The following is a 23,123-nucleotide window of genomic DNA, read 5'->3' as shown; positions in this document are numbered from 1 at the left end:
CCGGATTCGGCCTGAGCCGTACCGTTCCCGCCATGATGCGCCTGTCCGCCCTTCGCGTCATCCACCGCTGGGCCGCGTCGGCCCGGGGCGGGATGGCCTCACTCGCCGCCGGTCTCCGTGGTGCGCCCTCCGCCGGTCGTCGCCCCGGCGCGGTCTCCCCTGGAGGAGACCGCGACAGGGACGGCCGGCGGGTCAGGCCGGAGGGCGGGGACGACGCGCGGCCCGGAAGGCCCGCTCACCTCGCGGCCGAGGACGACGTCGTCAGGGAACGCCTGCGGATCGCCTCGGAACTGCACGACCTGGTGGCCCACGACCTCAGCGTGATGACGCTGGGCGTGGGAGCGGGCCGGGTGATCATGGACCAGGACCCGGAACGGGCGCGGCGGACCTTCCGTGAGGCCGAGGAGTCGGGCCGGCGCGTCCTGTCCGACCTGCGCCGGATGATGGGCCTGCTGCGCGTGGAAGGGCAGCGCCACGGCCCCCAGCCGGGCCTGGGAGACCTGCCCGGGCTGATCGACGACTTCCGGGCGGGCGGGCTCGCCGTCCGGCTCACCGAGGTCGGCGCCCGGGGGAGCGGCCCCACGCTGGAGCTGTCGGCCTACCGCATCGTGGAGGAGGCGCTGGGCAACGCCCTGTGGTACGGCATGGCCCGCTCCGCGACGGTCACGCTGCGGTGGCTGCCGGCCCTCCTGGAGGTCGTCGTCCACGACGACGGGCTGCCCCGCGACCGGCTCGTCGGCACCTGGGAACGCGCGGCGCTGTTCGGCGGCTCGGTCGCCGCGCACCGGCTTCCCGGCGGGTTCGAGGTCCGCGTCCGGCTGCTCCGCCCGGCCTGACCCGCCGCCCCGGGCGACCATGGCGCGTGGCCGGGCGGGATCAGTCCGCGTCGGCGAGGCCGATGGAGAAGGCCGCCTCCAGGTCGTGGCGGGAGTAGGTGCGGAAGGCGATGTGCGTCTCGGTGTGACGCACCCCGGGCACCTTGTTGACACGGCCGGGCACCACCTCTGCCACCGCCTCGTAGCGGCCGACCCTGACCATGGCCAGCAGGTCGAACTCGCCGGTGATCGAGTACACCTCGCTGACGCCCTCGATCTCGGCGATGGCCTCGGCGACCTCGGGGATCCTGTCGACGTCCGCCTTGATGTGGACGATCGCGGTGACCATGGGCGTCTCTCCTGCTGTCTCGCGGCTCGGGTCTGTCGACCCCGACATTAGTGCCACCCCCGCGGCCTCACCTCCGCGGCCTCACCTCCGCGGCCTCACCTCCGCGGCCTCACCGCAGGGGCCGTCCCTCCCGGCGGTCGCCGCGCTGGTGCCGGTAGGCGCGCTCGATGCGCTCGACCAGCCGCCCCGCGCCGTACGCGGGAAGGCTCCAGGTGCCGTCGACCTGGACGAGACGCACGCCGGGGGAGTCGAGCCAGCGCAGCACGCACTCGGTCTCCTCGGCGCTGGCGGCCGGGGTCGGGCCGGGGCCGGGGACGACGGTCTCCGCCGTGGCGACCAGCGCGTCCACGTACGGCGTGGGGTGGGCGCCCCGGGGCATCACGCCGGCCGCGGCGAGCCTGCCGTGCCGGATGACGTGGATGTCCCAGCCGCCGTCGAAGGCGGGGCTGGCCGCGACCATCTGCGGGATGCCGGTCAGGGAGCGCAGGCGCTGCATGCGCGCGGCGGTCCTGACGTATGCCGCGAGCCGGTCCCGGTCGACGGCCGCCTCCTCGTATCGCTGCTCGGCCGACAGACGGCTCATGCGCGCCTCCATCGCCGAGAACACCGCCTCCGCGTCGAGCTCCATCGCGTGCCGGGCGCGGCGGGCGTGGCGGGCGTAGCTCTCCTCGCTCTCGCGGCCCTCGCAGGGCGCGCCGCAGCGGCCCATCTCGGCGAGCGCGCAGGCGGGGCGCCGCACGCGGGCCGACAGCCGTTCGGTGCACTGCCGCAGCGGCAGCGCCTCGTGCATGGCGGTCCGCGCGTCGTCGGCGGTGCGGCTGCTGCCGAACGGGCCGAGGTAGGCCGCGCCGTCGTCCTTCACCTCGCGCACGACGCTGAGCCGTGGGAACGCCTCGTCGGTCAGCTTGAGCCAGACCGCCCGCTCAGGGAAGCGGGACCGCCTGTTGTAGCGGGGCTTGGTGGCTCCGATCATCCGCAGCTCGCGGATCTCCGCCTCCAGCGCGGTGGCGCAGACGATCGTCCTGACCCGCTCGGCGATGCCGACCATCTCGCGGATGCGGGAGCGCGTCTCGCTCGCGGTGAAGTAGCTGCGCACGCGGTTGCGCAGGTTGGAGCTCTTGCCGATGTAGAGCGCCTCACCCTTGAGGTCCTCGAAGATGTAGACGCCGGGCGCGCCGGGCACCCCCTCGGCGAGGTGGCGCTTGCGCTGCTGCTCCGGGGTGGGCGCGCGCACGAAGCCGCGCAGGTCTTCCAGCGTGTGCACGCCGAGCGACCCGACCCGCGCGATGAGGCCGTGCAGCACGTCGACCGTGGCCTTCGCGTCGGCCAGCGCCCGGTGGCAGGGCTCGGTGGAGCTGCGGAAGACCCGCGCGAGGGTGGCCAGCTTGCAGTTGGGGGTCTCGTCGCGGGTGAGCACGCGGCGCGCGAGGTCGGCCGTGTCCACCACGGGGTTGGCCGGGGGCGGATAGCCGTTGACCTGGCACGCCGCCTTCAGGAACGACATGTCGAACGGCGCGTTGTGCGCCACCAGCGCGGCGCCGGCGACGAACTCCAGAAAGCTCGGCAGCACCTCGGAGAACTTCGGCGCGGCCACGACCATCGCGTCGGTGATGCCGGTCAGCACGGAGATGAACGGCGGGATCGGGCCGCCGGGGTCGACCAGTGTGGCGAACTCGCCGATCACCTCGCCGCCGCGTACCTTCACCGCGCCGATCTCCGTGATGGCGTGCTCCGCGGCCGACCCGCCGGTGGTCTCCAGGTCGAAGACGACGAACGTCACCTCCCGCAGGGGAGTGCCGAGCTCGTCCAGCGTGCCCTGTACCGCATCCACGCCCATGACCATAGAAGTCCCGACCGACAATTGCCGCCCCCGCCCCAGGCGAAGGCAAAGCGACGGTCAGGCCGGCGGCTGCGCGCCGACCGCTCCCGCGTGCCATTCGCGCGCCAGCATCGCGTAGATCAGCTCGTCGCTCCACGCGCCGGCGAAGAACTCGTTCTCCACCAGGTGGGCCTCCTTGCGCATGCCGAGCCGCTCCATGAGGCGGGCGGAGGCGGTGTTGCGCGCGTCGCAGTTGCCGTGCACGCGATGCAGCCCGAGACCCTCGAATGCGATGCGGAGGACCTCGCGGGCCGCCTCGGTGGCCAGCCCGCGGCCCTGGTACGCCGGGTTGAAGACGAAGCCGATCTCGCCCTGGCGGTGCTCCCGGCTGCGCAGGAACAACGTGAGGTCCCCGATCACGGGCCCGCCGCCGGCCGACTCGGCGGCCACGCACAGCATGTCGCCGCCCTCTCCGAGCGACGCGCAGGCGATCTTCCGATCGAGCGCGGCCTTCGTCTCCTCCCGCGTGCGGGCGTCCCAGTAGAGGTATCTGGCGACCTCGGGCAGGGAGTGGAAGGCGTGCAGGTCGTCGAGGTCGGTCTCGGTGAAGGGGCGCAGGACCAGCCGGGGGGTCGTGATCGGATACGGCGGCGTGAACACGCCGCCAAGCGTACGGCCAGGGACCGGGCGCCCCATCGAGGGGTTGTGCCGCGCCCGGGCCGCCGGTGCGGGACGCCGTGACAGATCATGAACGCGACATGGACACGGTGCGACGGCCGTACCCTTGAAAGAAGACAGGAACAAGGGAGTGTCTCGCAGATCTTGCCGTGTGATGGCGGTCCGGTGGGCGCGCCGTGAGGCCCACGCCTCGCGGACGGCGGGCATCGGGACGTTCTCGCACTCGGGGGCGACAGCACCGCGAGGCGCCGCCGGGGCGACCGCAGTGGGCAGCAGATCCGTAGGACACGGCCGAGGAGCGACGAGATGAGTTCAGCCGGAGAAGGCCTGTCTCGTCCGTTGCCCGAGCAGGTGCGTTTACAGGTGGTGGAGGTCGCGGCGCAGGTGCTGGGCTCGATGCCCGCCGCGGCCGTGCCGCCGCCGTTGCGCAACATCGCCAAGTTCGACCCGCGCAAGCGCGCCCGTCTGGGCAGCGCGCCCATCGCGGCCCAGCTGGAGAACGACAAGGAGTTCCGCGAGCGGGTGGCCGAGGCGGTGGAGGTCGCCTGGCCCGAGCTGGTGGGGAGCCTGGCCGAGGGCACGGTGCCCCCCGCGGCCGAGCCGGTGCTGGTCGCGGCGGCGGCGTACCTGACCCGCCCGCCCGGCTGGCCGGACCTGGTCGAGCAGGCGCGGACCGACCTGGAGCAGGCCGCCGCCGCGGGCACCCAGCGGGAGCAGGCGGAGACGCGGCTGCGCGAGCAGCTCGCGGCGCAGCGCGCCTCCGCCAAGGAGGAGATCGACCGGGTGCGCGAGCAGCTCAAGGCGGCCCGCGCGGAGAACTCCGACCTGCGGCGCAAGCTGCACGACGCCCGCGAGCGGGTCAGGGCCGCCGAGGCCAGGGCGGCCGAGCTGGAGGCCGAGACGGCCGAGGCGCGGACCAGGGCCGCGAGCGCCAACGGCGCGGCCGAGACCGAGGTGCGCCGGCTCAGGGAGCGCCTGGCGGACGCCGAGCGCCAGCTGGAGGCCAGCCGCAGGGCCGCCCGCGAGGGCCGCAGCGTCGAGGACGCCCGGGTGCGGGTGCTGCTGGACGCGCTCCAGGACGCCGCCTCCGGGCTGCGCAAGGAGCTCGGGCTGCCCACGACGATCACCAGGCCGGCCGACCACGTGAACGCGGTGCAGCCCGGCGAGCCGGGCGTGACGGCCGTTCCCGCGCGGGCGCTGGCCAACGACGACCCGCAGCTCCTCGACCAGCTCCTGGCCATCCCTCATCTGCATCTGATCGTCGACGGCTACAACGTGACCAAGACCGGCTACCCGTCGCTGACCCTCGCCGACCAGCGGGCCCGGCTGCTGACCGGGCTCGGCGGGCTCGCCGTGCAGACGCGGGCGGAGGTGACGTGCGTGTTCGACGGCGCCGAGCTGAACGGGCCGGTCCAGGTCTCCGCGCCGCGTGGGGTGCGGGTGAGGTTCAGCGCGCCCGGGGAGATCGCCGACGACCTCATCCGCGCACTGGTGCGGGCGGAGCCGCCCGGGCGGGCCATCGCCGTGGTCTCCTCCGACAGGGAGGTGGCCGAGTCGGTGCGCCGCATGGGCGCCCGGCCGGTGCCCTCGCTCCTGCTGCTGCGCCGTCTCGGCCGCGGCTGAGCCGCCGCGCGCGCAGCCCGCGACGGCGTCGTCACCAAGGGTGATGACTGCCGCGAATACCTGCGAATAGGTTGAAGCTTCAAGATCGCCTAGATAGAGTCGCGCCGCAGGTTCGTTGATCTAAGAGGTTGATCCTCAAGGGGGCTCAGTGCGAGGGCGTGTGCCGGTGGCCGCCGGTCTGGCCGCCGTGGTCCTGCTGACGCCGATGACGGGCGCGGAGGCGGATCCGAAGCCCACGGTCGCGCAGGCCAAGGCGAAGCTGAGCAAGCTCAACGAGCAGGCCGACAAGCTCGTGGACCGCTACAACGCGGCCAACGAGAAGTGGAAGAAGTCGCGGCAGAAGTACCTCGCGATCAACGAGGACTACAAGAAGCAGAACGTCCGGGTCGAGGCGCTGCGCTCCGGACTGGTCTCGATGGCCGTCAGCAGCTACCAGGTCGGCGAGATGGGGTCGTGGGGCGGCGTCTTCTACAGCTCCAACCCCGATGCCATGCTCAGCGGCCTCGCCACGCTCAACCACATGTCGGCCGAGCGGGCCGGGCGCCTCAGGGAGTACGAGGGCGCCATCAAGGACCTCAAGGACCGCCGCGACCAGAGCAAGGTGGTCTACAAAGAGGCCGCCGACGTCAAGGACGAGCTGGCCGGCGAGAAGGAGAAGGTCGACAAGCTCGTCCGGGAGCAGATGAAGCTGCTGCGCTCGCTCGGGACGTTCAACCCCGGCAACCCCAACAGCGCCGGCGTCGTCTACACCGGGCCGGCGTCCGGCAACGCGCTGGAAGCCCTCCAGTTCGCCTACAAGCAGGTCGGCAAGCCCTATCGCTACGGGGGCACCGGACCGGGCGCCTGGGACTGCTCCGGGCTCGTGCAGGCCGCGTGGGCGGCGGCGGGCGTGCGGCTGCCCCGGACCAGCTACGAGCAGTGGGCCTGGGGTGCGAGCCGCAGGGTCTCGCTGGACGAGCTCCAGCCGGGCGACCTGCTCTGGCACGCCGGATACGGACACGTCGGCATCTACGCCGGCGACGGCAAGGTCGTCCACGCCCCGCAGACCGGCGATGTTGTGAAGATTGTCTCACTCGCGGAGTATCACGCGATCGGAGCTGTGCGCCCCTGAGGGGTTGGCCACCTCTGTGACGGTGTGTGGTTTTCGGGGCTCTTGTGACCGCATTCAGCCCTTGTTGCGCAGATTGTGAGCAGAGTCACACTTAGCCCTCTCGCGAGGTGGGTAAGCTGCGATTTCTTCTCCGCGGCCTTCGTTATCCGATCTTTATCCGGCGGGCGGGCTTTGCCGAACGCCGCGAGTCCTCGGTAGCTTCTGGGCCGCGGCGAGCACGCCTCGCCGCGGCGCGTCCCGGTCCGGCCGGCCGGGCCGCGCAGTCATCCACCGGCATCGGCGTCCTCCAACACCCTCCCCCTCGCGGGATCCCCCGGCGCCGATGACCAGCCGAGTCCGTGCAGTCAGGAGGCACGGAGCCGGGGAACCATCGACCTTCACGCGAAGGTCCGGGGTGAATCGGCGCATCGCGCGCCGTAGGGCGACTTCCCCGCCCGAACCCGTCAGCTAACCCGGTAGGCGTGAGCGGAAGACCCGAGGAGAGATCCTGTCTACCACCCCCGCTAGTCTGTCCCGTCTTGCCCGAATTGCCGTTGGTGGTGCCGCGTTGACGGCATCCGTAGGGGTCGCCGGAGCACATCCGGCGGCGGCCGATACGGCGGCCGACACGGTGACGGTCACGGTCGTCAAGACGGCCACAGCGACGAAGACGGCCACGAACACGAGCGACGGGAACAGCGCGAAAACCGCCGCCCGCAAGGCCGCCGCGAAGAAGCGGACCAAGAAGCACACCGCCAAGCGGAAGATCAGCAGGACCTCGCTCCAGCGGGCCAAGGCCCGGCGCGCGGTGAAGACCGCCGAGAAGCAGATCGGCGACCCTTACCGCTACGGAGCCACGGGACCGGGCGCGTTCGACTGCTCGGGCCTGGTCCAGTACGCCTGGCGCAAGGCGGGCGTACGGCTGCCGCGCACGACGTGGTCCATCCGCGGCGCGGTCAGGACGAAGGTGTCCTGGGGGCACTTCGAGCCCGGTGACCTCATCTTCACCAGCGGCGGCGGCCACGTCGGCATGTACGTCGGGCACGGCAAGATGATCCACGCTCCGCACACCGGCACGCGGGTCAGGATCGACAAGCTGGACGCCTATCGGAAGAGCACCTTCGTGGGTGCCGTCCGTCCGGGCGTCTGACGGGCGCCGGTCACCAGCCCCCTCGACCGGCGCCGTCCCTACGGCCCCGTCCATCTCGCCGAGGTGGACGGGGCCGTGACATGTGCTGGCTACCATGCACGGCGTGACTGTCACGAGCGGCGTGCCCGGGGGCGGCCTGCGGAGCGTGCGCGCCGGGACCGACCGGTGCCGGCTCGAAGCCGCGCCCCACGGGGTCCCTCCCCGCCGGGTCGCGGTCGTGGCCGTCGCGCTGGCCGCGCTGCTGGCCGGGCTCGCCGCCGCGGCGCCGCCCGACCCGCTGCGCGCCCTGCGGCTGGACGCCCGCGCCGCCGTGCGCGAGCATCCGGGCATGTGGACCGGCGCCTCCGTCGCCCGCGGCGAGCGCGCCGTCGTCGTCGGGTCGCCCCGGCCGCTGGTCGCCGAGGTCGCCGCACTGGCCGATCGCGCGGGCCGCACGGTCACGAGGATCTGGGGCGGGCGCGGCGGCGCGGTGGTCCTCGTGCCGCGCACCGAGGAGCAGGCCGCCGTGCTGGCGACGCCGGCGAAGGTGGACGGCCTGGCGGCGGTCGCCACCGGCGGCCGTGTGATCGTGCAGCCGGCCGCGTTCGCCCGCCTGTCCGCGACCGGCCGCCTGGTCGTCGTGACCCATGAGCTGACGCACGTCGCGACCTCCGGTCCTCGCGCGGTGCCGATGTGGCTCATGGAGGGCTTCGCCGACTACGTGGGCTACCTGGACAGCGGACTGCCGGTCCGTACGGTCGCCGCCGAGCTGGCCGCCGACGTGGCGGCGGGGAGGGCGGCGCTGGACGGCCTGCCCGGGCCCGCCGACTTCGCCGCCAGGCCCGCCCAGGCGTACGAGGAGGCGTGGCTCGCCTGCCGCTACATCGCGGCCCGCTTCGGCGAGCGGAGGCTGGTCGCCCTCTACCGCGCCGCGCTGCGCGAGGAGATCGGCGCCGCCCTCGGAGAACAGCTCGGGCTGACCGCCGACGGCCTGACCAGCGCCTGGCGGTCGTGGGCCCGCGAGCAGCTCGCCCGGCCCTGATCCCGATCTTCTTGGGACGACGGTGCGGCGGCGGCTGCGACAATGCGTTCTCGGGCGGCGCGGGCGGACCGTGCGATCACGCCGGCAGCGGGGGTGAGGATGACGAAGCGGACGCTGATCGTCACGAACGACTTCCCGCCCAGACCGGGCGGCATCCAGGCGTTCGTGCACGGCCTCGCCTCGCGCCGGCCGCCCGGCTCCGTGGTCGTGTACGCCCCGCGCTGGAAGGGATGCGAGGAGTTCGACTCCCGCCAGCCGTACGAGGTGGTCCGGCATCCCTCCTCGCTGATGCTGCCGACGCGCTCGGTGGCGAGAAGGGCGGCGGCGCTCGTGGAGGACGGCGCCACCGTCGTCTTCGGCGCGGCCGCGCCGCTGGGGCTGCTCGCTCCCGTCCTGCGCGCCGCCGGCGCGGGCCGGATCGTCATGCTCACCCACGGGCACGAGGCGTCGTGGGCCCGCCTGCCGGGCGCGCGCGCCCTGCTGCGCCGCATCGGCGCGGGGGCCGACGTGGTGACCTACCTCGGCGACTACACCCGCCGCCGGATCGCCCGGGTCGTGCCCGCCTCCAGGCTCGTACGGCTCGCGCCCGGCGTGGACACCGCCCTCTTCCATCCGGGGGCGGGCGGCGACCGGATCCGCGCGTCGCTCGGCCTGGGCGACCGGCCGGTGGTCGTGTGCGTCTCCCGGCTGGTGCCGCGCAAGGGCCAGGACGTGCTGCTGCGGGCCTGGCCGCTCGTTCTCCGGCGGGTTCCCGGCGCGGTCCTCCTCCTGGTCGGCGGCGGCCCCCTGCGGCGGTCACTGGAGAGGACGGCCGCCGGGGCCGGGCCGCGCGGCTCGGTGGTCGTCACCGGGTCCGTCCCCTGGGCGTCCCTCCCGGCCTACTACGACGCGGGCGACGTGTTCGCCATGCCCTGCCGCAGCAGGTTCGGCGGGCTCGACGTCGAGGGCCTCGGCATCGTCTACCTGGAGGCGTCGGCCACCGGGCTGCCCGTGGTCGCGGGCTCCTCCGGCGGCGCCCCCGACGCCGTACGGCACGGCGAGACGGGCCTGGTGGTCGACGGCACGTCGCACACGGCGGTGGCCGGCGCGCTGAGCGATCTGCTGGCCGACCCGGCCCGCGCCCGCGCGATGGGCGAGCGGGGCCGGGCCTGGATCGAGGAGGAGTGGCGCTGGGACCTCGTCGCGGCCCGGTTCGCCGCACTGCTGTGAGGCCGCCTCAGCCGGTGAACACGTCCACGAGGAGAAAGCCGTTCAGTGCGCTGATCACGGCGGCGACGGCGACGCCGGCGACCGTGGTGAGGCGGCGGTTGACCAGATCGCCCATCAGCTTCCTGCTGCCGGTGAACGCCACGAGCGGGACCAGGGCGAACGGGATGCCGAAGGACAGCGCGACCTGGCTCAGCACGAGCGCCCGCGTGGGGTCCACCCCGGCGGCCAGCACCGCCATGGCCGGGATGATCGTGACCAGCCGCCGCGCCAGGAGCGGCACGCGGCGGCGCAGGAACCCCGCCATGATCACCTGCCCGGCGTAGGTGCCCACGCTGGACGAGGCCAGGCCCGAGGCGAGCAGCGCGAGCGCGAACGCGACGGCCGCCCCGGGGCCGAGAACCTGCCCGAGCCCGGCGTGGATGGCCTGCAGGCTGCCGGGATCGCCGCCGCCGAACGTGATGGCGGCCACGGTCAGCATCGCCATGTTCACCAGCCCGGCGGCGCCGAGGGCGACGGCGATGTCCATCCGGCTGGCGCGCACGGCCTCCCTGCGCACATCCTCTCTGCGCACATCCTCGCTGCGCACCTGCCCCCTGCCCATCTCGTCGGGGGACCCGCCGGGCGCGCCCTGGTGCTGGGTGAGGGCCGAGTGCAGGTAGACGACGTGGGGCATGACGGTCGCCCCGACGATCCCGGTGGCCAGCAGCAGGCTGTCGGTCCCGGCCAGGCGGGGCACGAAGCCGCCCGCCACACCCGAGAGGGACCCCGACAGCAGCACCTGGTAGGCGAATCCGGCCAGGACCACTCCGAGCATCGCCGCGACGGTCGCCTCGAACCGGCGGCGCCCGCGCGGCGCGAGCATGAGCAGCAGCGAGGAGACGACGGCCGTGATGGCGGCGGCCGGCAGCAGCGGCACGCCGAACAGCAGGTTCAGGGCGATCGCGCCGCCGATGAACTCGGCCAGGTCGGTGGCGGCGGCGACCAGCTCGGCCTGCACCCACAGCGGCAGGCTCACCCGGCGCGGCAGGTGGTCACGGCACAGTTCGGGCAGGTTGCGGCCGGTGGCGATGCCGAGCTTGGCCGAGAGCGCCTGCACGAACATGGCCAGCACGTTCGCGAGCGCGATCACCCACAGCAGCATCGTCCCGTATTGGGCCCCGCCCGCCATGTTGGTCGCGAAGTTGCCCGGATCGATGTACGCCACGGAGACGACGAAGGCGGGGCCGCACAGCCCGGCCAGCCGCGCCAGGCGGCCGGGCGCCGCCCGCCCCTCGGCGCGTACGGCGGGTGCGGGCCCCTTCAGGGGACGGCGGGAGTCGAGCACGAAAGCCTCACAGGAAACACGGGAGCCTCACAGGCGGGAAATGCGGGGTGCGGCACGGCGGGCTCCCGGCGGGCGTGCCAGGGGCCCGGGCCGGGCGCCGTGATGCGGCATCTGCGGTCGGCGCAGGCGCCGTCAGGTCGCGCGTGGTGCGAGGGAAGGAGCGGAGGCCGGAGCCCGACCGGCCCCCGCGTCCGGCTCGCGGGCTCGGCGAGGCCCGGTCAGGTGAGCTTGTCCTTGAGCTTGCCCATCGGGCCCACCTCGGTGCCGAGGGCGGGGCTCTTCGGTTCGCCCATGCTGCCGTCGTAGGTGTCGTACAGATTCGGGTCGGGCGGCGGCGCCATGGCGAGATCCCCGAGCGGCTCGGGGTTGAGGAGATAGGAGAACTGGTGGCGGCCGTCGGGCTGCGGGCCGCTCGCCCAGCCGCCCGCCTGGGCCTCGGCGCCGTCGGACAGGTCCCAGATCGTCTCCGCGTGCTCGGCGTGCTCCTCGTCGAACAGCGCGTTGGGCACCACGACGTCCTCCAGGCCGTCCGTCCGGAGTTCCTCGATGGCCTTGAGCCACAGGTTCTGGTGCAGGGTGTCGCGGGCGAGGTTGAACTTCAGCATGTCCTTCACGCCCCGGTCGTCCGTCATGTGATAGAGCCGGGCGGTCTGCAGCCTGCCGTGCGCCTCGGCCGCGACGTTCGCCTGGAAGTCCGCCAGCAGGTTGCCGCTCGCGACGATGTAGCGGCCGTTCCAGGGATACCCGTTGCTGTCGGCGGGCATCGGGCCACCGCCGGCCACGATGGCCTGCTGCGGGTCCATCCCGCCGAGGACCGCGCCGAGCACGGGGTCGACGGTGGCCATCTTCGTGACCGCCGTGGAGGGCGCGCCTTCGAGGAGGCGGGCGACCATCGTGGCGAGCATCTCGACGTGCCCGATCTCCTCGGTCGCGATGTCCATGATCAGGTCCTTGTACTTGCCGGGCATGCGGCAGTTCCAGCCCTGGAACAGGTACTGCATCGTGACCGTCATCTCGCCGAAGGCGCCGCCGATGAGCTCCTGGAGTTTGCGCGCGTACACCGGGTCGGGCTTTTCTGGCTTGGCCTCGAACTGCAGGCGGCGGTTGTGCCGGAACATATGACTCCTTGCGTGGAAGACCACAGGGAGCCGCAGGCCCTACGGCGGGCCAAGGGCGCGACCCCGCTGGTGCATGTGGTGGGGGGTCACGCATAAATCCCAACACGTGGCGCAACGGGACCACAGGAGCGACACCTAACGAAGGGTCCAATGGATGGACAGGTGCCGCCCCACGCCTTGATTAGGTGCGAAAACCAACTGTTCGCGCAAATGCGACACACCGGCCCGCGCGAGCGGCGCGGTCAGGGTTTGCGGCCGACGCCGCCGGCGACGCAGATGCCGCCGAGGTCGAGGGGGTGGCGCACGGGTTCCTCGGGACGCCACTCGGGCACGTGCACGACGCCGGGCTCGACCAGGTCGAGGCCGTCGAAGAACCGCGCGATCTCGGGCATGTCCCGTGCGCGGCCGGTGCCGAGCATCTGCAGCAGCACCGCCTCCAGTTCGCGCATCTCCGGCGCGCAGGAGCAGAAGTGGGTGAGCTGCATGTAGCTGCCCGGGGCCAGGCGCGCCTTGTAGGCGTCCACCAGGCCGTTCGGGTCCTCCGCGTCGGCGAGGTGGTGGACCACGGCCACCAGCAGCAGGCCGACGGGACGGGAGAAGTCGAGGAAGCCCTCGACGTCGGGGTGGTCGAGGATGACCTCGGGCTCGCGCATGTCCGCGGTGATCACGCGGGTGCGCTCGTCGGTCTGCAGGATCGCCCGGGCGTGGGCCAGCACGATGGGGTCGTTGTCCACGTAGACGACCTTCGCGGCGGGATTGATCCGCTGCGCGACCGAATGGGTGTTGTCCATGGTGGGCAGACCCGACCCGATGTCGAGGAACTGGTCGACGCCCTGCTCGGCCATGTACTTCACGCCGCGGAACAGCATGGCCCGGTTGTTGCGGGCGCCCTCGCCGCGGTCGGGGAAGTGCCGCATGCCTTCCATGGCGATCGCGCGGTCCACCGCGAAGTTGTCCTTGCCGCCCAGGAACGCGTCGTACACCCGCGCGATGCTGGGCTTCGTCGTGTCGATCTCCGGGGGGAGATAGTCGGGATCGCGGTGCGTCCAGTCCCAGCTGCCGGCCCTGTCGCCCATCGCCCGCCCTTCTCCAGCCATCGATCATGGATGCGTCTGGAGCATAACCAAGCAAGGCGCAACATTGCGGGACCAAACCCGATATTTTCGGGGACCGTGCGGGGCCGGCAAGGCATCGCCGCAGGTGGCCTGTCGTCGGCGACACGGAGGATCCGCACCTGTCAGGGTGTTCCGGTCGTCCCGATCACCGCATGTGGCGGGGGATCGTGGTCGATTTCGTGACCGCAACCCGCTTCGTCCTGACGGTGCGCCGAGAATCGCTGAAACTTTCAAAGAATCATCGACAGATTTCGGCGCACCGTGTCGTGCCGCGACCGGCGGTGCGCCGCTCAGCCGCCGTACAGCTCGTCGATCTGCTTCGCGAAGTCGCGGGCCACGACGTGCCGCTTGATCGACTGCTTCGGCGTGACGTGGCCGCTGTCCTCGCTCAGCTCGATGTCGAGGATGCTGAACTTCTTGATCTGCTCGGCCTTGGAGACCATCCGGTTGGCGTCGTCGACGGCCTGCTGCACCTCCGCGACGACGGCCGGGTCCGAGCAGAGTTCGGCCATGGAGGCGCCGGAGCGGCCGTTGGCCTGCTTCCACTGCTCCATCGCCTCCTGGTCGAGGGTGACGATCGCCCCGATGAACGGTTTGCCGTCGCCGACGACCATGACCTGACTGATCAGGCGGTGCGCCCGGATGGCGTCCTCAAGCGGCGCCGGCGCCACGTTCTTGCCGCCGGCGGTGACGAGGATCTCCTTCTTGCGGCCGGTGATGCTCAGGTAGCCGTGTTCGTCGAGGCGGCCGACGTCCCCGGTGTGGAACCAGCCCTCCGGGTCGATCGCCTCCTTGGTGGCGCGCTCGTTGTTCCAGTAGCCGTCGAAGACGTGGCGGCCCTTCACCAGGATCTCGCCGTCGTCGGCGATCCGGATGCTCACGCCGGGGAACGGCTTGCCGACCGTGCCGATCTTGTTGGCGCCCGGGATGTTGACGGTCGAGGGCGCGCTGGTCTCGGTCAGCCCCCACCCCTCGAACACCTCGATGCCCACCCCGCGGAAGAAGTGGCCGAGCCGCTCGCCGAGGGCCGAGCCGCCGGAGACGGCCGCCGTCAGCGCGCCGCCCGTGGCCGCCCGCAGCTTGCCGTACACGAGCTTGTCGAAGGCCGCGTGCTTGAGCCGGGCGCCGAGACCGGCCCCGCCGGAGCTCTCGGCCTTGCTCCACTCGATCGCGGCCCGTACGGCGGCGTGGAAGATCTTGCCCTTGCCCTCCGCGTTGGCCTTCTGCTCGGCGGCGTTGTAGACCTTCTCGAACACGCGCGGCACGCCCAGCAGGAACGTGGGCTTGAACTCCCGCAGGTCGGGGGCCACGTTCTTCATGTTCGGGCTGTGCGCCAGCACCGTGCCGGTCTCGATCAGGACGACCTGGATGAGCCGGGCGAAGCTGTGCGCCAGGGGGAGGAAGAGCAGCGCGGCCCGGCCCTCCACGTCGAACAGCGCCTCCAGCGGTCCGCGGGAGACGTTGCGCGCGGTGAACAGCAGGTTGTCGTGGGTCAGGCGGCAGCCCTTCGGCATGCCGGTGGTGCCCGAGGTGTAGATGATCGTGGCGAGGTCGCGCCCGCCCCGGCTCGCCCTGCGCTCGGCGAGCGTGTCGTTGGACACGTCGGCGCCGAGGCGCTCCAGCTCGGCGAACCCGCCGCCGTCGATGCGCCACAGCAGCGGCAGCCCGGGCACGGCCTCGCGGACGGTCTCCTCGTGCGCGGCCGTCTCGACGAACGCGGCCTTGGCGCCGCTGTCGGTCAGGATCCACTTCACCTGGTCGGCGGAGGAGGTCTCGTAGATCGGCACCCCCACCGCGCCGGCCGCCCAGATGGCGTAGTCGGCGACCGTCCACTCGTAGCGGGTGCGCGACATCAGGCCGACCCGGTCGCCGGGCTCGATCCCGGCGGCGATCAGTCCCTTGGCGACAGCCGCCACCCGGTCCCTGAACTGCGCGGCGGTGACCGGTGTCCACGGCGCGGCCGGATCCTCACCCTCCTTGCGGCGGATGACGACGGCGTCCGGCTCGTCCACGCCGCGCTGGAACACCACGTCGGTGCAGTTCGCCGACAGGGGCACGTCCACCAGCACGGGAACGCTGAACTCGCGCACGGGTCACTCCTTCGCGCACGGCCGCGCGACCCCCGGAGCGCAGGGCGGGGACCGCGTTGCGGGCATAACTCTTCGTGTCTCACCGGACGCTACCGCGCCAAGTTACGCATGGGTAGGTCCGTCACCCAGGCGTTATCCAGGGGCGAATCGACGCTATCAGTGTCCCCCGCGCCGCGGGCCCGACACCTTTCCGTTACCCAAGCGGGTGCTAGGTAAAGCGACCGTTACCATGTCCGCATGCGCATCCACGTCGTCAGCGACGTCCACGGCCGGGCCGACGCGCTCGCCCGCGCGGGCGACGGGGCCGACGCCCTGATCTGCCTCGGCGACCTGCTCCTCTTCATCGACTACGCCGACCACTCGCAGGGCATCTTCCCGGACCTGTTCGGCGCGGAGAGGGCGAGCGAGTACGTGGGACTGCGCGCGGCGGGCCGCTTCGACGAGGCGCGGCAGCTGTCGGCCGGGCTGTGGGCCACCCTCGACGGCGACCCCCGCGACTTCATCGAGGCGGCCGTCCGCCGCCAGTACGAGCAGATCTTCGCCGCCATGCCGACGCCGGCCTACCTGACGTACGGCAACGTGGACATGCCGCGCCTGTGGACGGACCATCTGCGGCCCGGCCAGCAGGTCCTGGACGGCGAGGTGGTCGAGATCGGCGGGCTGACCTTCGGGTTCGTCGGCGGCGGCCTGCGCACCAGATACCGCACGCCGTACGAGATCGACGACGAGGAGTACGCGCGCAAGGTCGAGGCGGTGGGCGAGGTGGACGTGTTGTGCTGCCACATCCCGCCCGCCATCCCCGACCTGCTGTACGACGTGGTGGCCCGGCGGTTCGAACGGGGGAGCGAGGCCACGCTGGAGGCGATCAGGAGGACGCAGCCGCGCTTCGCGCTGTTCGGCCACGTTCACCAGCCACTGGTCAGCCGCACCCGCGTCGGTCGCACGGAATGCGTCAACGTCGGCCACTTCCGCGGCCGTGGCACGCCTTTCGCCCTGGAATGGTGAAGTACGGTTGGCGCATGGCTGATCGCACTTCGTCGAGCATCACGATCGGCGCCGGCCGGTCGACAATCATGGCCGTCATCGCCGACTTCCCCGCCTATCCGGAGTGGGCCGGCCAGGTGAAGAAGGCCGACGTCCTGGAGACGGACGCGGACGGCCGTGCTTCCCGGGTCCGCTTCGTCCTCGACGCCGGCGTGATCAGCGACGAGTACGTCCTCGGGTACGACTGGGACGGCGACGCGGGCGTGAGCTGGCGGATGGTCGAGGCCGGGAAGATGCTGTCGGGCCTGACCGGCAGCTACCGCCTGGACGACAGCGGCGGCGGCACCGAGGTCACCTACGACCTGGCCGTGGACCTCAAGGTCCCGATGATCGGCATGATCAAGCGCAAGGCCGAGAAGGTCATCGTCGACACCGCGCTGAAAGGGCTCAAGCGGCGCGTCGAGAGCCGATGAGGATCCTCCTCTTCACGGGGAAGGGCGGGGTCGGCAAGACGACGGCGGCCGCCGCGACCGCCACGCTCGCCGCCGAGCGGGGCAACAAGACGCTGGTCGTCTCCACCGACACCGCGCACTCGCTCGCCGACGCGCTCGGCGTGCCGCCCTCGTCCGAGCCTGTCGAGGCCGCGCCCGGCCTGCACCTGCAGCAGGTGGACACCCAGAGGTCGCTGGAGCGGCACTGGGGCGAGTTACGCGACTACGCCGGCAACCTGCTGGCCGAGCTCGGCCTCGACGAGGTCACCGCCGAGGAGATCACCGTACTGCCCGGCGCCGAGGAGATCCTCGCGCTGCTCGAACTGCGTGAGCAGGCCCGCACCGGCCGCTGGGACGTGATCGTCGTCGACTGCGCGCCGACCGCCGAGACGCTGCGCCTGCTCGCCCTGCCGGAGGCGCTCGACTGGCACGTCAACCGCCTGCTCCCGACCGGCAGGCGGATGCTCAGGGCGCTGTCGCCGGTCATCCGGCACGTCGCCAAGGTGAGCGTGCCCGAGGGCGAGGTCGTCTCGGCGGGGGAGCGGCTGCACCGCGGCCTGCTGGAGGTACGCGCGCTGCTGACCGGCGACGACGCGTCCGTGCGGCTCGTGCTGACCCCCGAGGCGGTGGTCGTCGCCGAGGCCCGCCGCACCCTCACCTCGCTCAGCCTGTACGGCTACCGCGTCGACGCGGTGATCGCCAACCGGGTCTTCCCCGCGGAGGGCGCCGACGAGTGGCGGCTGGGATGGGTGGAGGCCCAGACCAGGCAGCTCGCCACGGTGCACGAGTCGTTCGCCCCGCTGCCCGTCTTCACCGTCCCCTATCTCCCGGCGGAGCCGGTCGGGACCGCCGCTCTGTCGGGCCTCGCCGCGCGGATGTACGAAGACCGGGACCCCTTCGCGCGCCCCGGCGTCGAGCCGCCGCTGAGGTTCACCACCGACGAGCTGGCGCTGTCCCTGCCGCTGGCCGACCGCGACGACCTCGACCTCGCGCGCAAGGGGGACGACATCATCGTCACCGCCGGGTCCTACCGGCGCGTCATCGCCCTGCCCGCCGCCCTCGCCCGCCGCGAGATCTCTTCGGCCGCGCTCCGGGACGGCCGGCTCCGGGTACGGTTCGAGGCAGGAGGGGCGAAATGACGGATTCCAACGACACAACTCCGCGCAGCCAGGACCCGCTCGGGTCGGCGGCGGAGGAGGCGATGAAGCTGCTGGACGCCGTGCAGCGGCGGATGGGCCGGGAGTTCGGCAAGGGGCTCGTGAAGGGCGGCGTGAGCGGCTTCGGATCCGCCTTCGGCGGCGCCGGCGCGGGCGGCCGGGGCGGCGACGACGTGTGGAGCGAGGCCGTCGCGGAGGACCACGACGAGTACGTCTGCCGGGCCTGCCCGGTGTGCCGGGTCATCGCGGCACGCCGCGAGGCCGGCGGCGACGTCACCGGCCACCTGATCGCTGCGGGCGGAGAGCTGTTCGCGGCGTTCCGGGAGGCGGTCGACGCCCTGCAGCGTCCCTCGGCGAGCGGCAGGGAGCGCCCGGCCGGGGAGCGGCGACCCGGCGAGCCGAAGGTCGAGCACATCGACCTCGGTTGACGGGCCGGCCGAGGGCGGGCGACGACGGGATTGCCACAACCCGGCTCTATCGGCTTCAATCGGCGCGGCGTGATCGCTCGGGCGGTAGCGGCCCGGGCGCAGGCGGATCCGGGCGAGAAGCCGATCTGGGCGAAACGCGGATCTGGTCGAGAAGTGGATCCGGGCGAGAAGCGGATTGGGCGGGAGGAAGACGAATGGCGCTGACCATCGGCGTAGACGTGGGCGGTACCAAGATCGCGTACGGTGTCGTCGACGAGCACGGCGCCATCCTCGAGCGCGGCCTGCGGCACAGCCCGGCGGGCAGTCCCGAGAAGATGGCGCTCACGATCGCCGATGCGGTGACCGAGCTCGCGGCCCGGCACTCGGTCGAGGCCGTCGGCATCGGCGCGGCGGGCTTCGTCGACGAGACCCGCTCGATCATCCGCTTCGCCCCCAACCTCGCCTGGCGCGAGGAGCCGCTGCGCGAGAAGGTGGGCGAGCTGGTCGGCCTGCCGGTCGTGGTCGAGAACGACGCCAACGCGATGGCCTGGGGCGAGTACCGGTTCGGCGCGGGCCGGGGCGAGAGCCACGTCGTGTGCGTGACCGTGGGTACGGGGATCGGCGGCGGCATCGTGCTCGGCGGCGAGCTCTACCGCGGCCGGTGGGGGATGGGCGCCGAGCTGGGCCACATGCAGGCGGTGCCGGGCGGCCGGCCCTGCGGTTGCGGCAACAGCGGTTGCTGGGAGCGGTACGCCAGCGGCAGCTCGCTGCTGCTGGAGGCCAGGAACAACGCGCAGGCCGACCCCGACGGAGCCGAGCACCTGCTGCGGCTCGGCGGCGGCTCGGCCGAGGGCATCCAGGGCGAGCACGTGACCGAGGCGGCGCGTCAGGGCGACCGGGCGGCGCTGGCCGCCTTCGAGTCGCTCGCCCAATGGCTCGCCCAGGGGCTGGTCGACATGGCGGCCGTCCTCGACCCCGGGTGCTTCATCATCGGCGGCGGCGTCTCCGGCGCGGCGGACCTGTTCGTCGACCGGGTGCGTGAGGAGTTCGCCGCCCGGCTGACCGGCCGGGGCCATCGCCCGCTCGCCGAGATCAGGGTCGCCGAGATGGGCCCGTCGGCGGGGCTCGTGGGAGCCGGCGACCTCGCCCGGCTCCGCTGACGGCGTGCTGCGGGTCGCGACCTACAACGTACGGGGACTCAAAGACGACCGGAGGGCGCTGGTCCGGGTGATCCGGGCCCTGCGGCCCGACGTGCTGTGCCTGCAGGAGGCGCCCCGCCTGCCCGGCTGGCAGCGGGAGCGGCGGGCGCTGGCCCGCGCGGCCGGTCTGTCCGTGGCCGCCGGAGGCCGCGTGGGCGGGACCGCCGTCCTCACCGCCCCGGCCGTACGGCTCCTGCGCGGGCGGGGGCACCGCCTGCGGTGGTTCGCCGGGCTCGAGTGGCGGTCCGTCGCGCTCGCCGTCGTGGAGAAGACGGTGGGGAAGGACCGCGAGCGGTACGCCGTGGGCTCGGCCCACCTCGACCTCCTGGCGGGGGCGCGCCTGAGTCACGCCGCCCAGATCGTGCCGATCCTGGAGCGCGCGGCCCGGGAGTTCGAGGCCGCGCCGGTGCTGGCCGGGGATCTCAACGAGGTTCCCGGGGCTCCCGTCTGGCGTCTCCTCGGGGGCCGCTACACGGACTGCTTCACCGCCGTGCGGGACGCCGCGCCGCGGATCGGGGCGGACGGAGACGACGGCCGGGAAGGTGCGACGTTCCCGGCCCGCGATCCCCGCGTGCGGATCGACGCGATCTTCGCGGGACCAGGCCTGACCGTCGTGTCGTACGGCGGCACGGAGATCCCGGCCGAGGACCTGCGCGCCGCGAGCGACCACCGGCCGGTCGTCGCCGAGATCGCCCTGACGCGGCCCTGACGACGCCCTGACGCCGCCCGCCCGGGCCTGACCCGCCGCGGCCGTGCCGGCGGCGGCGCGGATTCCGGCCGGCCGGAGAGGGCCGATACGGCCGCGCCTCCGCATCTCTAGGTAGTCGGATTCGCGACCTGTGTGACGGGGAGTGCCCGGCCACCCGTACGATCGTTTCATGACCCGCCGCCTCACACGGCGTGCGGTGCCGTTGTGTGTGCTGTTCGCCGGTCTGCTGGCCGGTCTCCTCCCGCGCGCCACATCGGTCGCGCACGCGCACGCAGGGATCGTCCGCGCCCAGACGGAGCGCGGCCCGTCGGGGAACGAGGTCGCCCAGGACGCGGGCTCCTCCACCGGACGGCTCCAGCCCGACGGCTCGCTGTCCGACGTGGCCGGCCTGTCGGCCACGGACATCTGGGCCGTGGGCCAGCAGAACGCCTGGGACTTCTGGCGCAACCAGGGGATCATCACGCATTGGGACGGCTCCTCCTGGCGCGAGGTGCCGATCCGGGGCGACGCCACCGGCGCCGGCCACCTCCGGTCGGTCGCCGCCGCCTCCGCCACCGAGGTCTGGGCCGTCGGCGACGGCCACGACGGCCTGCCGTACGTCGCGAAGGGCACGCGCGACGGGTTCGACCGCGTCGGCGTGCCGCAACTGCGCACCGGGGACTGGCTCGGCGGGCTCGCCGCCTCGTCCGGGCGGGTGGTCGCGGTCGGCAGCCGGGACGGCAAGGCGTTCCTGCTGAGCAGCGCCGGCTCCGGCAAGGGCACGGTCTGGAAGACCGGCCAGGGCCCGGCGGGCGCGATGTACGGCGTGGCGCTCGCGGGCCGGTCGGACGGCTGGGCGGTGGGCGACTCCGGCTCCGGGCCCCTGGCCATGCACCTGACCGGCAGCGGATGGAAACAGGCCGACCTGCCGGAGATCAAGGGCGGCTTCCTGCGGGACGTGTACGCGGACGGCCGCAAGCGCGCGGTCGCGGTCGGCGGCGTCTACCAGCGCGACGGCGGCATCGCCCCGCTGGTGCTCGACTGGGACGGCAGGCACTGGAAGCGGGTGACGCCGCCGGAGCGGCGCGCCGAACTGTACGGCGTCACAGGGGACGGCGACGGCGCGTTCTGGATCTCGGGATACGACCCGAAGCACGAGGCCGAGGGCTTGCTGCTCCGATACGACGGATCGCGCTGGACCACGCTGCGGGGCCCGGCGACGACGGAGGAGCGCACGGTGCGACTGCAGGCGGTCGCGCACGTCGGCGACCTCACCATGGCGGTCGGTCACAGCCTGGACGACAAGGGCCGCTACACCGACCTCGTGGAGCGGTTCGGCCCGCCTCCCGTCGACGGCGGCACGGTGAAGGCGGCCTCCGAAGCCGAATGAACGCCGGCGCGGCCTGACCAGGACCGGCCGAGGCGTGCGCCGTCGTCCCGGCCGGAGTCAGATGACCGCGCCGTCGTCCCAGCCGGAGTCGGCGGGCGGGCCGTCGCCCATGCGCACGACGAGGATCACGAACCCCGCGATGAACGCCGCCACCGCGGCGAACACGATCCAGCCGTCCATGGGCCACTGCAGCAGGGCGGCCAGGAGCAGGTAGGCCGGGCCGCCGAACAGCGCCAGCCAGGAGAGCCGGCTGAGGGCGTCGCCGTGCGGAAGCGGCGGAGGGGGCGGCGGGATGTAGTGGTCGTCGTCGCCGGGGGTGGGAGCCCGCTCCTCACCGGTCCGGTCGTCGTCCTCGACCCCGTCGCCGAGCGCGTCGTCGCCGAGAGCCACGCCACCCGGAGCACCACCGCCGCGGGCGTCGTCGCCGTCGCCCGCGTCGGCCTGCTCGGTGACGTTCTCCCGGTCGGGCCATGGTTGTTCGGCCGAGGCGTCCTCGGCTGTCTCGTTGAACGAGGCGACGATCTGGCGCCAGACCTCGTCCTCGTCACTTTGCGGCGTCACGTCGATCCCGGGTCACAAGTCCTTCGTCAAGGGTACCGAGGCATGGGAGCGGATGAACTCCAGGCTCCCTTCGAAGATCACAGGCGCGTCGTTGTCGAGGGTGGCGACGTGATAGCTGTCCGCCAGCTCTCTGACCTCCAGATTGTTTCCCATTCTCGCCTGCAGGAACGCGACGCTCCCCGGCTTTACCACGTGGTCGTCGCTGCTGTGGAACACCAGCACCGGCTGGGTCACCTTGGCGATGTCGGACTGGACGAGCTTCCACAGCCGGGGCAGCGTGGCGGCGGCCCGGACGGGCGTGCGCGGATAGCCGAGCTCGCTCGCGCCCTCCTTCTTGATGTCGCCCGCCACCCCCGGGGTCGAGCGTACGACGTACTTGAGCGCCGGGGCCAGGTGCAGCAGCGGCACGTCGTTGATCACGGACGGGTTGACCACCACGACGCCCGTGACGGCGTCCCCGTGGACCTCGGCCAGGCGCAGCGCCATGCAGCCGCCGAGGGACAGGCCCATCACGAACGCCTGCGCGCACCGGCCGCGCAGGTCGGCGAACGCCTTGTCCAGCTCGGCGTACCAGTCCTCCCAGCGGGTGCGGCTCATCTCCTGCCACGTCGTGCCGTGGCCGGGCAGGCGGGGCAGGGACACCGTAAGTCCCGCCCGGGCCAGATGCTCACCCCACGGTCGCAGGGATTGCGGCGAGCCGGTGAACCCGTGGCAGAGCAGGACGCCGGTCTCACCGCCCTCGTGGTGGTACGGCTCCGCACCCGGTAGCACTGGCATGGGAGACCTCCGCGAAACGGTGGCGTGTTCCGCCCGATACTCGCACGTTGGTCAGCGTTAGTGCGAGA

General features: G+C 72.8%; 22 protein-coding genes and 1 riboswitch. Of the genes, 13 read left to right on the top strand and 9 right to left on the bottom strand.

Features of this window, described 5'->3' with window-relative positions:
* The first annotated feature begins 32 nt into the window (after positions 1-32).
* Complete coding sequence (locus ACIBK1_RS26405; RefSeq protein WP_396738376.1) at positions 33-836, top strand: sensor histidine kinase; 804 nt, start codon at positions 33-35, stop codon at positions 834-836.
* A gap of 40 nt (positions 837-876) precedes the next feature.
* Here ACIBK1_RS26405 and ACIBK1_RS26400 read toward each other — a convergent pair whose 3' ends face one another.
* The 3 genes from ACIBK1_RS26400 to ACIBK1_RS26390 all read right to left on the bottom strand — a co-directional run bounded on the left by ACIBK1_RS26400 (position 877) and on the right by ACIBK1_RS26390 (position 3,643).
* On the bottom strand, positions 877-1,164 hold the full coding sequence (locus ACIBK1_RS26400) for an Lrp/AsnC family transcriptional regulator (protein WP_030508908.1): 288 nt from the start codon (positions 1,162-1,164) through the stop codon (positions 877-879).
* 109 nt (positions 1,165-1,273) lie between these two features.
* Positions 1,274-3,001 (bottom strand): DEDD exonuclease domain-containing protein, encoded by a 1,728-nt coding sequence (locus tag ACIBK1_RS26395; RefSeq protein ID WP_396738373.1) that lies wholly within the window; start codon positions 2,999-3,001, stop codon positions 1,274-1,276.
* 60 nt (positions 3,002-3,061) lie between these two features.
* Positions 3,062-3,643, bottom strand: a complete 582-nt coding sequence (locus ACIBK1_RS26390) for a GNAT family N-acetyltransferase (RefSeq protein WP_396738370.1) — start codon at positions 3,641-3,643, stop codon at positions 3,062-3,064.
* A 324-nt stretch (positions 3,644-3,967) separates the two neighbouring features.
* Between ACIBK1_RS26390 and ACIBK1_RS26385 the strand changes: the two genes are divergently transcribed.
* From ACIBK1_RS26385 to ACIBK1_RS26365, 5 genes are all read left to right on the top strand, one after another.
* Positions 3,968-5,284, top strand: coding sequence for an NYN domain-containing protein (locus ACIBK1_RS26385; protein ID WP_030508911.1), 1,317 nt, complete (start codon positions 3,968-3,970; stop codon positions 5,282-5,284).
* A 148-nt stretch (positions 5,285-5,432) separates the two neighbouring features.
* Positions 5,433-6,395 (top strand): C40 family peptidase, encoded by a 963-nt coding sequence (locus tag ACIBK1_RS26380; protein WP_030508912.1) that lies wholly within the window; start codon positions 5,433-5,435, stop codon positions 6,393-6,395.
* A gap of 318 nt (positions 6,396-6,713) precedes the next feature.
* A riboswitch (cyclic di-AMP (ydaO/yuaA leader) is annotated at positions 6,714-6,868 on the top strand.
* 74 nt (positions 6,869-6,942) lie between these two features.
* Positions 6,943-7,524 carry a C40 family peptidase gene (locus tag ACIBK1_RS26375; protein WP_396721238.1) on the top strand — a complete coding sequence of 194 codons (582 nt, stop codon included), beginning with the start codon at positions 6,943-6,945 and terminating at the stop codon, positions 7,522-7,524.
* Positions 7,525-7,627: 103 nt separating this feature from the next.
* A complete protein-coding gene (locus ACIBK1_RS26370) occupies positions 7,628-8,545 on the top strand; it encodes a hypothetical protein (protein ID WP_396738367.1) in 918 nt (305 codons plus the stop codon).
* A gap of 99 nt (positions 8,546-8,644) precedes the next feature.
* On the top strand, positions 8,645-9,754 hold the full coding sequence (locus tag ACIBK1_RS26365) for a glycosyltransferase family 4 protein (protein WP_030508915.1): 1,110 nt from the start codon (positions 8,645-8,647) through the stop codon (positions 9,752-9,754).
* Between the two features lie 7 nt (positions 9,755-9,761).
* On the opposite strand, the gene ACIBK1_RS26360 is transcribed toward ACIBK1_RS26365, so the two are convergent.
* From ACIBK1_RS26360 to ACIBK1_RS26345, 4 genes are all read right to left on the bottom strand, one after another.
* Positions 9,762-11,078, bottom strand: coding sequence for an Nramp family divalent metal transporter (locus ACIBK1_RS26360; protein ID WP_396738364.1), 1,317 nt, complete (start codon positions 11,076-11,078; stop codon positions 9,762-9,764).
* Positions 11,079-11,296: 218 nt separating this feature from the next.
* A complete protein-coding gene (locus ACIBK1_RS26355) occupies positions 11,297-12,196 on the bottom strand; it encodes a manganese catalase family protein (RefSeq protein WP_030508917.1) in 900 nt (299 codons plus the stop codon).
* A 242-nt stretch (positions 12,197-12,438) separates the two neighbouring features.
* Positions 12,439-13,293 (bottom strand): SAM-dependent methyltransferase, encoded by an 855-nt coding sequence (locus ACIBK1_RS26350; protein ID WP_363533165.1) that lies wholly within the window; start codon positions 13,291-13,293, stop codon positions 12,439-12,441.
* A gap of 308 nt (positions 13,294-13,601) precedes the next feature.
* A complete protein-coding gene (locus ACIBK1_RS26345; protein WP_030508919.1) occupies positions 13,602-15,401 on the bottom strand; it encodes an AMP-dependent synthetase/ligase in 1,800 nt (599 codons plus the stop codon).
* A 237-nt stretch (positions 15,402-15,638) separates the two neighbouring features.
* On the opposite strand from ACIBK1_RS26345, the gene ACIBK1_RS26340 reads away from it, so the two are divergent.
* The 7 genes from ACIBK1_RS26340 (at position 15,639) to ACIBK1_RS26310 (ending at position 21,717) form a co-directional block, all read left to right on the top strand.
* A complete protein-coding gene (locus ACIBK1_RS26340) occupies positions 15,639-16,406 on the top strand; it encodes a metallophosphoesterase family protein (RefSeq protein ID WP_030508920.1) in 768 nt (255 codons plus the stop codon).
* 14 nt (positions 16,407-16,420) lie between these two features.
* Complete coding sequence (locus ACIBK1_RS26335) at positions 16,421-16,858, top strand: SRPBCC family protein (protein ID WP_030508921.1); 438 nt, start codon at positions 16,421-16,423, stop codon at positions 16,856-16,858.
* Complete coding sequence (locus ACIBK1_RS26330) at positions 16,855-18,015, top strand: ArsA family ATPase (protein WP_030508922.1); 1,161 nt, start codon at positions 16,855-16,857, stop codon at positions 18,013-18,015. The genes ACIBK1_RS26335 and ACIBK1_RS26330 overlap by 4 nt, the downstream gene beginning before the upstream one ends.
* Complete coding sequence (locus tag ACIBK1_RS26325) at positions 18,012-18,461, top strand: hypothetical protein (protein ID WP_030508923.1); 450 nt, start codon at positions 18,012-18,014, stop codon at positions 18,459-18,461. Before ACIBK1_RS26330 ends, ACIBK1_RS26325 begins: the two co-directional genes overlap by 4 nt.
* 194 nt (positions 18,462-18,655) lie before the next feature.
* Positions 18,656-19,600 carry an ROK family glucokinase gene (locus ACIBK1_RS26320; protein ID WP_030508924.1) on the top strand — a complete coding sequence of 315 codons (945 nt, stop codon included), beginning with the start codon at positions 18,656-18,658 and terminating at the stop codon, positions 19,598-19,600.
* A gap of 4 nt (positions 19,601-19,604) precedes the next feature.
* The gene (locus tag ACIBK1_RS26315) at positions 19,605-20,348 is read left to right on the top strand and encodes an endonuclease/exonuclease/phosphatase family protein (protein ID WP_030508925.1); all 744 of its coding nucleotides are present in this window, start codon (positions 19,605-19,607) and stop codon (positions 20,346-20,348) included.
* Between the two features lie 169 nt (positions 20,349-20,517).
* Entirely contained in the window at positions 20,518-21,717 is a 1,200-nt protein-coding gene (locus tag ACIBK1_RS26310) for a hypothetical protein (protein WP_051761867.1), read from the top strand.
* A gap of 57 nt (positions 21,718-21,774) precedes the next feature.
* Here ACIBK1_RS26310 and ACIBK1_RS26305 read toward each other — a convergent pair whose 3' ends face one another.
* Together ACIBK1_RS26305 and ACIBK1_RS26300 are read right to left on the bottom strand one after the other, a co-directional pair.
* The gene (locus ACIBK1_RS26305) at positions 21,775-22,278 is read right to left on the bottom strand and encodes a hypothetical protein (protein WP_030508927.1); all 504 of its coding nucleotides are present in this window, start codon (positions 22,276-22,278) and stop codon (positions 21,775-21,777) included.
* A 12-nt stretch (positions 22,279-22,290) separates the two neighbouring features.
* Positions 22,291-23,055: an alpha/beta hydrolase gene (locus tag ACIBK1_RS26300; protein WP_030508928.1), complete on the bottom strand. Its 765-nt coding sequence runs from the start codon at positions 23,053-23,055 to the stop codon at positions 22,291-22,293.
* Positions 23,056-23,123 lie beyond the last annotated feature (68 nt).

It is taken from the genome of Microbispora rosea, assembly GCF_044460045.1.
Taxonomy (GTDB): domain Bacteria; phylum Actinomycetota; class Actinomycetes; order Streptosporangiales; family Streptosporangiaceae; genus Microbispora; species Microbispora rosea.
Note: the sequence above shows the minus strand (reverse complement) of the source record. Positions and strands in the feature narration are given on the sequence as shown.

What these genes read in the sequence shown, in the direction of transcription:
- ACIBK1_RS26405 (WP_396738376.1), top strand. Translation starts at nt 33, where the DNA reads ATGATGCGCCTGTCCGCCCTTCGCGTCATCCACCGCTGGGCCGCGTCG.
- ACIBK1_RS26400 (WP_030508908.1), bottom strand. Translation starts at nt 1,164, where the DNA reads ATGGTCACCGCGATCGTCCACATCAAGGCGGACGTCGACAGGATCCCC.
- ACIBK1_RS26395 (WP_396738373.1), bottom strand. Translation starts at nt 3,001, where the DNA reads ATGGGCGTGGATGCGGTACAGGGCACGCTGGACGAGCTCGGCACTCCC.
- ACIBK1_RS26385 (WP_030508911.1), top strand. Translation starts at nt 3,968, where the DNA reads ATGAGTTCAGCCGGAGAAGGCCTGTCTCGTCCGTTGCCCGAGCAGGTG.
- ACIBK1_RS26365 (WP_030508915.1), top strand. Translation starts at nt 8,645, where the DNA reads ATGACGAAGCGGACGCTGATCGTCACGAACGACTTCCCGCCCAGACCG.
- ACIBK1_RS26355 (WP_030508917.1), bottom strand. Translation starts at nt 12,196, where the DNA reads ATGTTCCGGCACAACCGCCGCCTGCAGTTCGAGGCCAAGCCAGAAAAG.
- ACIBK1_RS26350 (WP_363533165.1), bottom strand. Translation starts at nt 13,293, where the DNA reads ATGGCTGGAGAAGGGCGGGCGATGGGCGACAGGGCCGGCAGCTGGGAC.
- ACIBK1_RS26340 (WP_030508920.1), top strand. Translation starts at nt 15,639, where the DNA reads ATGCGCATCCACGTCGTCAGCGACGTCCACGGCCGGGCCGACGCGCTC.
- ACIBK1_RS26335 (WP_030508921.1), top strand. Translation starts at nt 16,421, where the DNA reads ATGGCTGATCGCACTTCGTCGAGCATCACGATCGGCGCCGGCCGGTCG.
- ACIBK1_RS26330 (WP_030508922.1), top strand. Translation starts at nt 16,855, where the DNA reads ATGAGGATCCTCCTCTTCACGGGGAAGGGCGGGGTCGGCAAGACGACG.
- ACIBK1_RS26325 (WP_030508923.1), top strand. Translation starts at nt 18,012, where the DNA reads ATGACGGATTCCAACGACACAACTCCGCGCAGCCAGGACCCGCTCGGG.
- ACIBK1_RS26320 (WP_030508924.1), top strand. Translation starts at nt 18,656, where the DNA reads ATGGCGCTGACCATCGGCGTAGACGTGGGCGGTACCAAGATCGCGTAC.
- ACIBK1_RS26310 (WP_051761867.1), top strand. Translation starts at nt 20,518, where the DNA reads ATGACCCGCCGCCTCACACGGCGTGCGGTGCCGTTGTGTGTGCTGTTC.
- ACIBK1_RS26300 (WP_030508928.1), bottom strand. Translation starts at nt 23,055, where the DNA reads ATGCCAGTGCTACCGGGTGCGGAGCCGTACCACCACGAGGGCGGTGAG.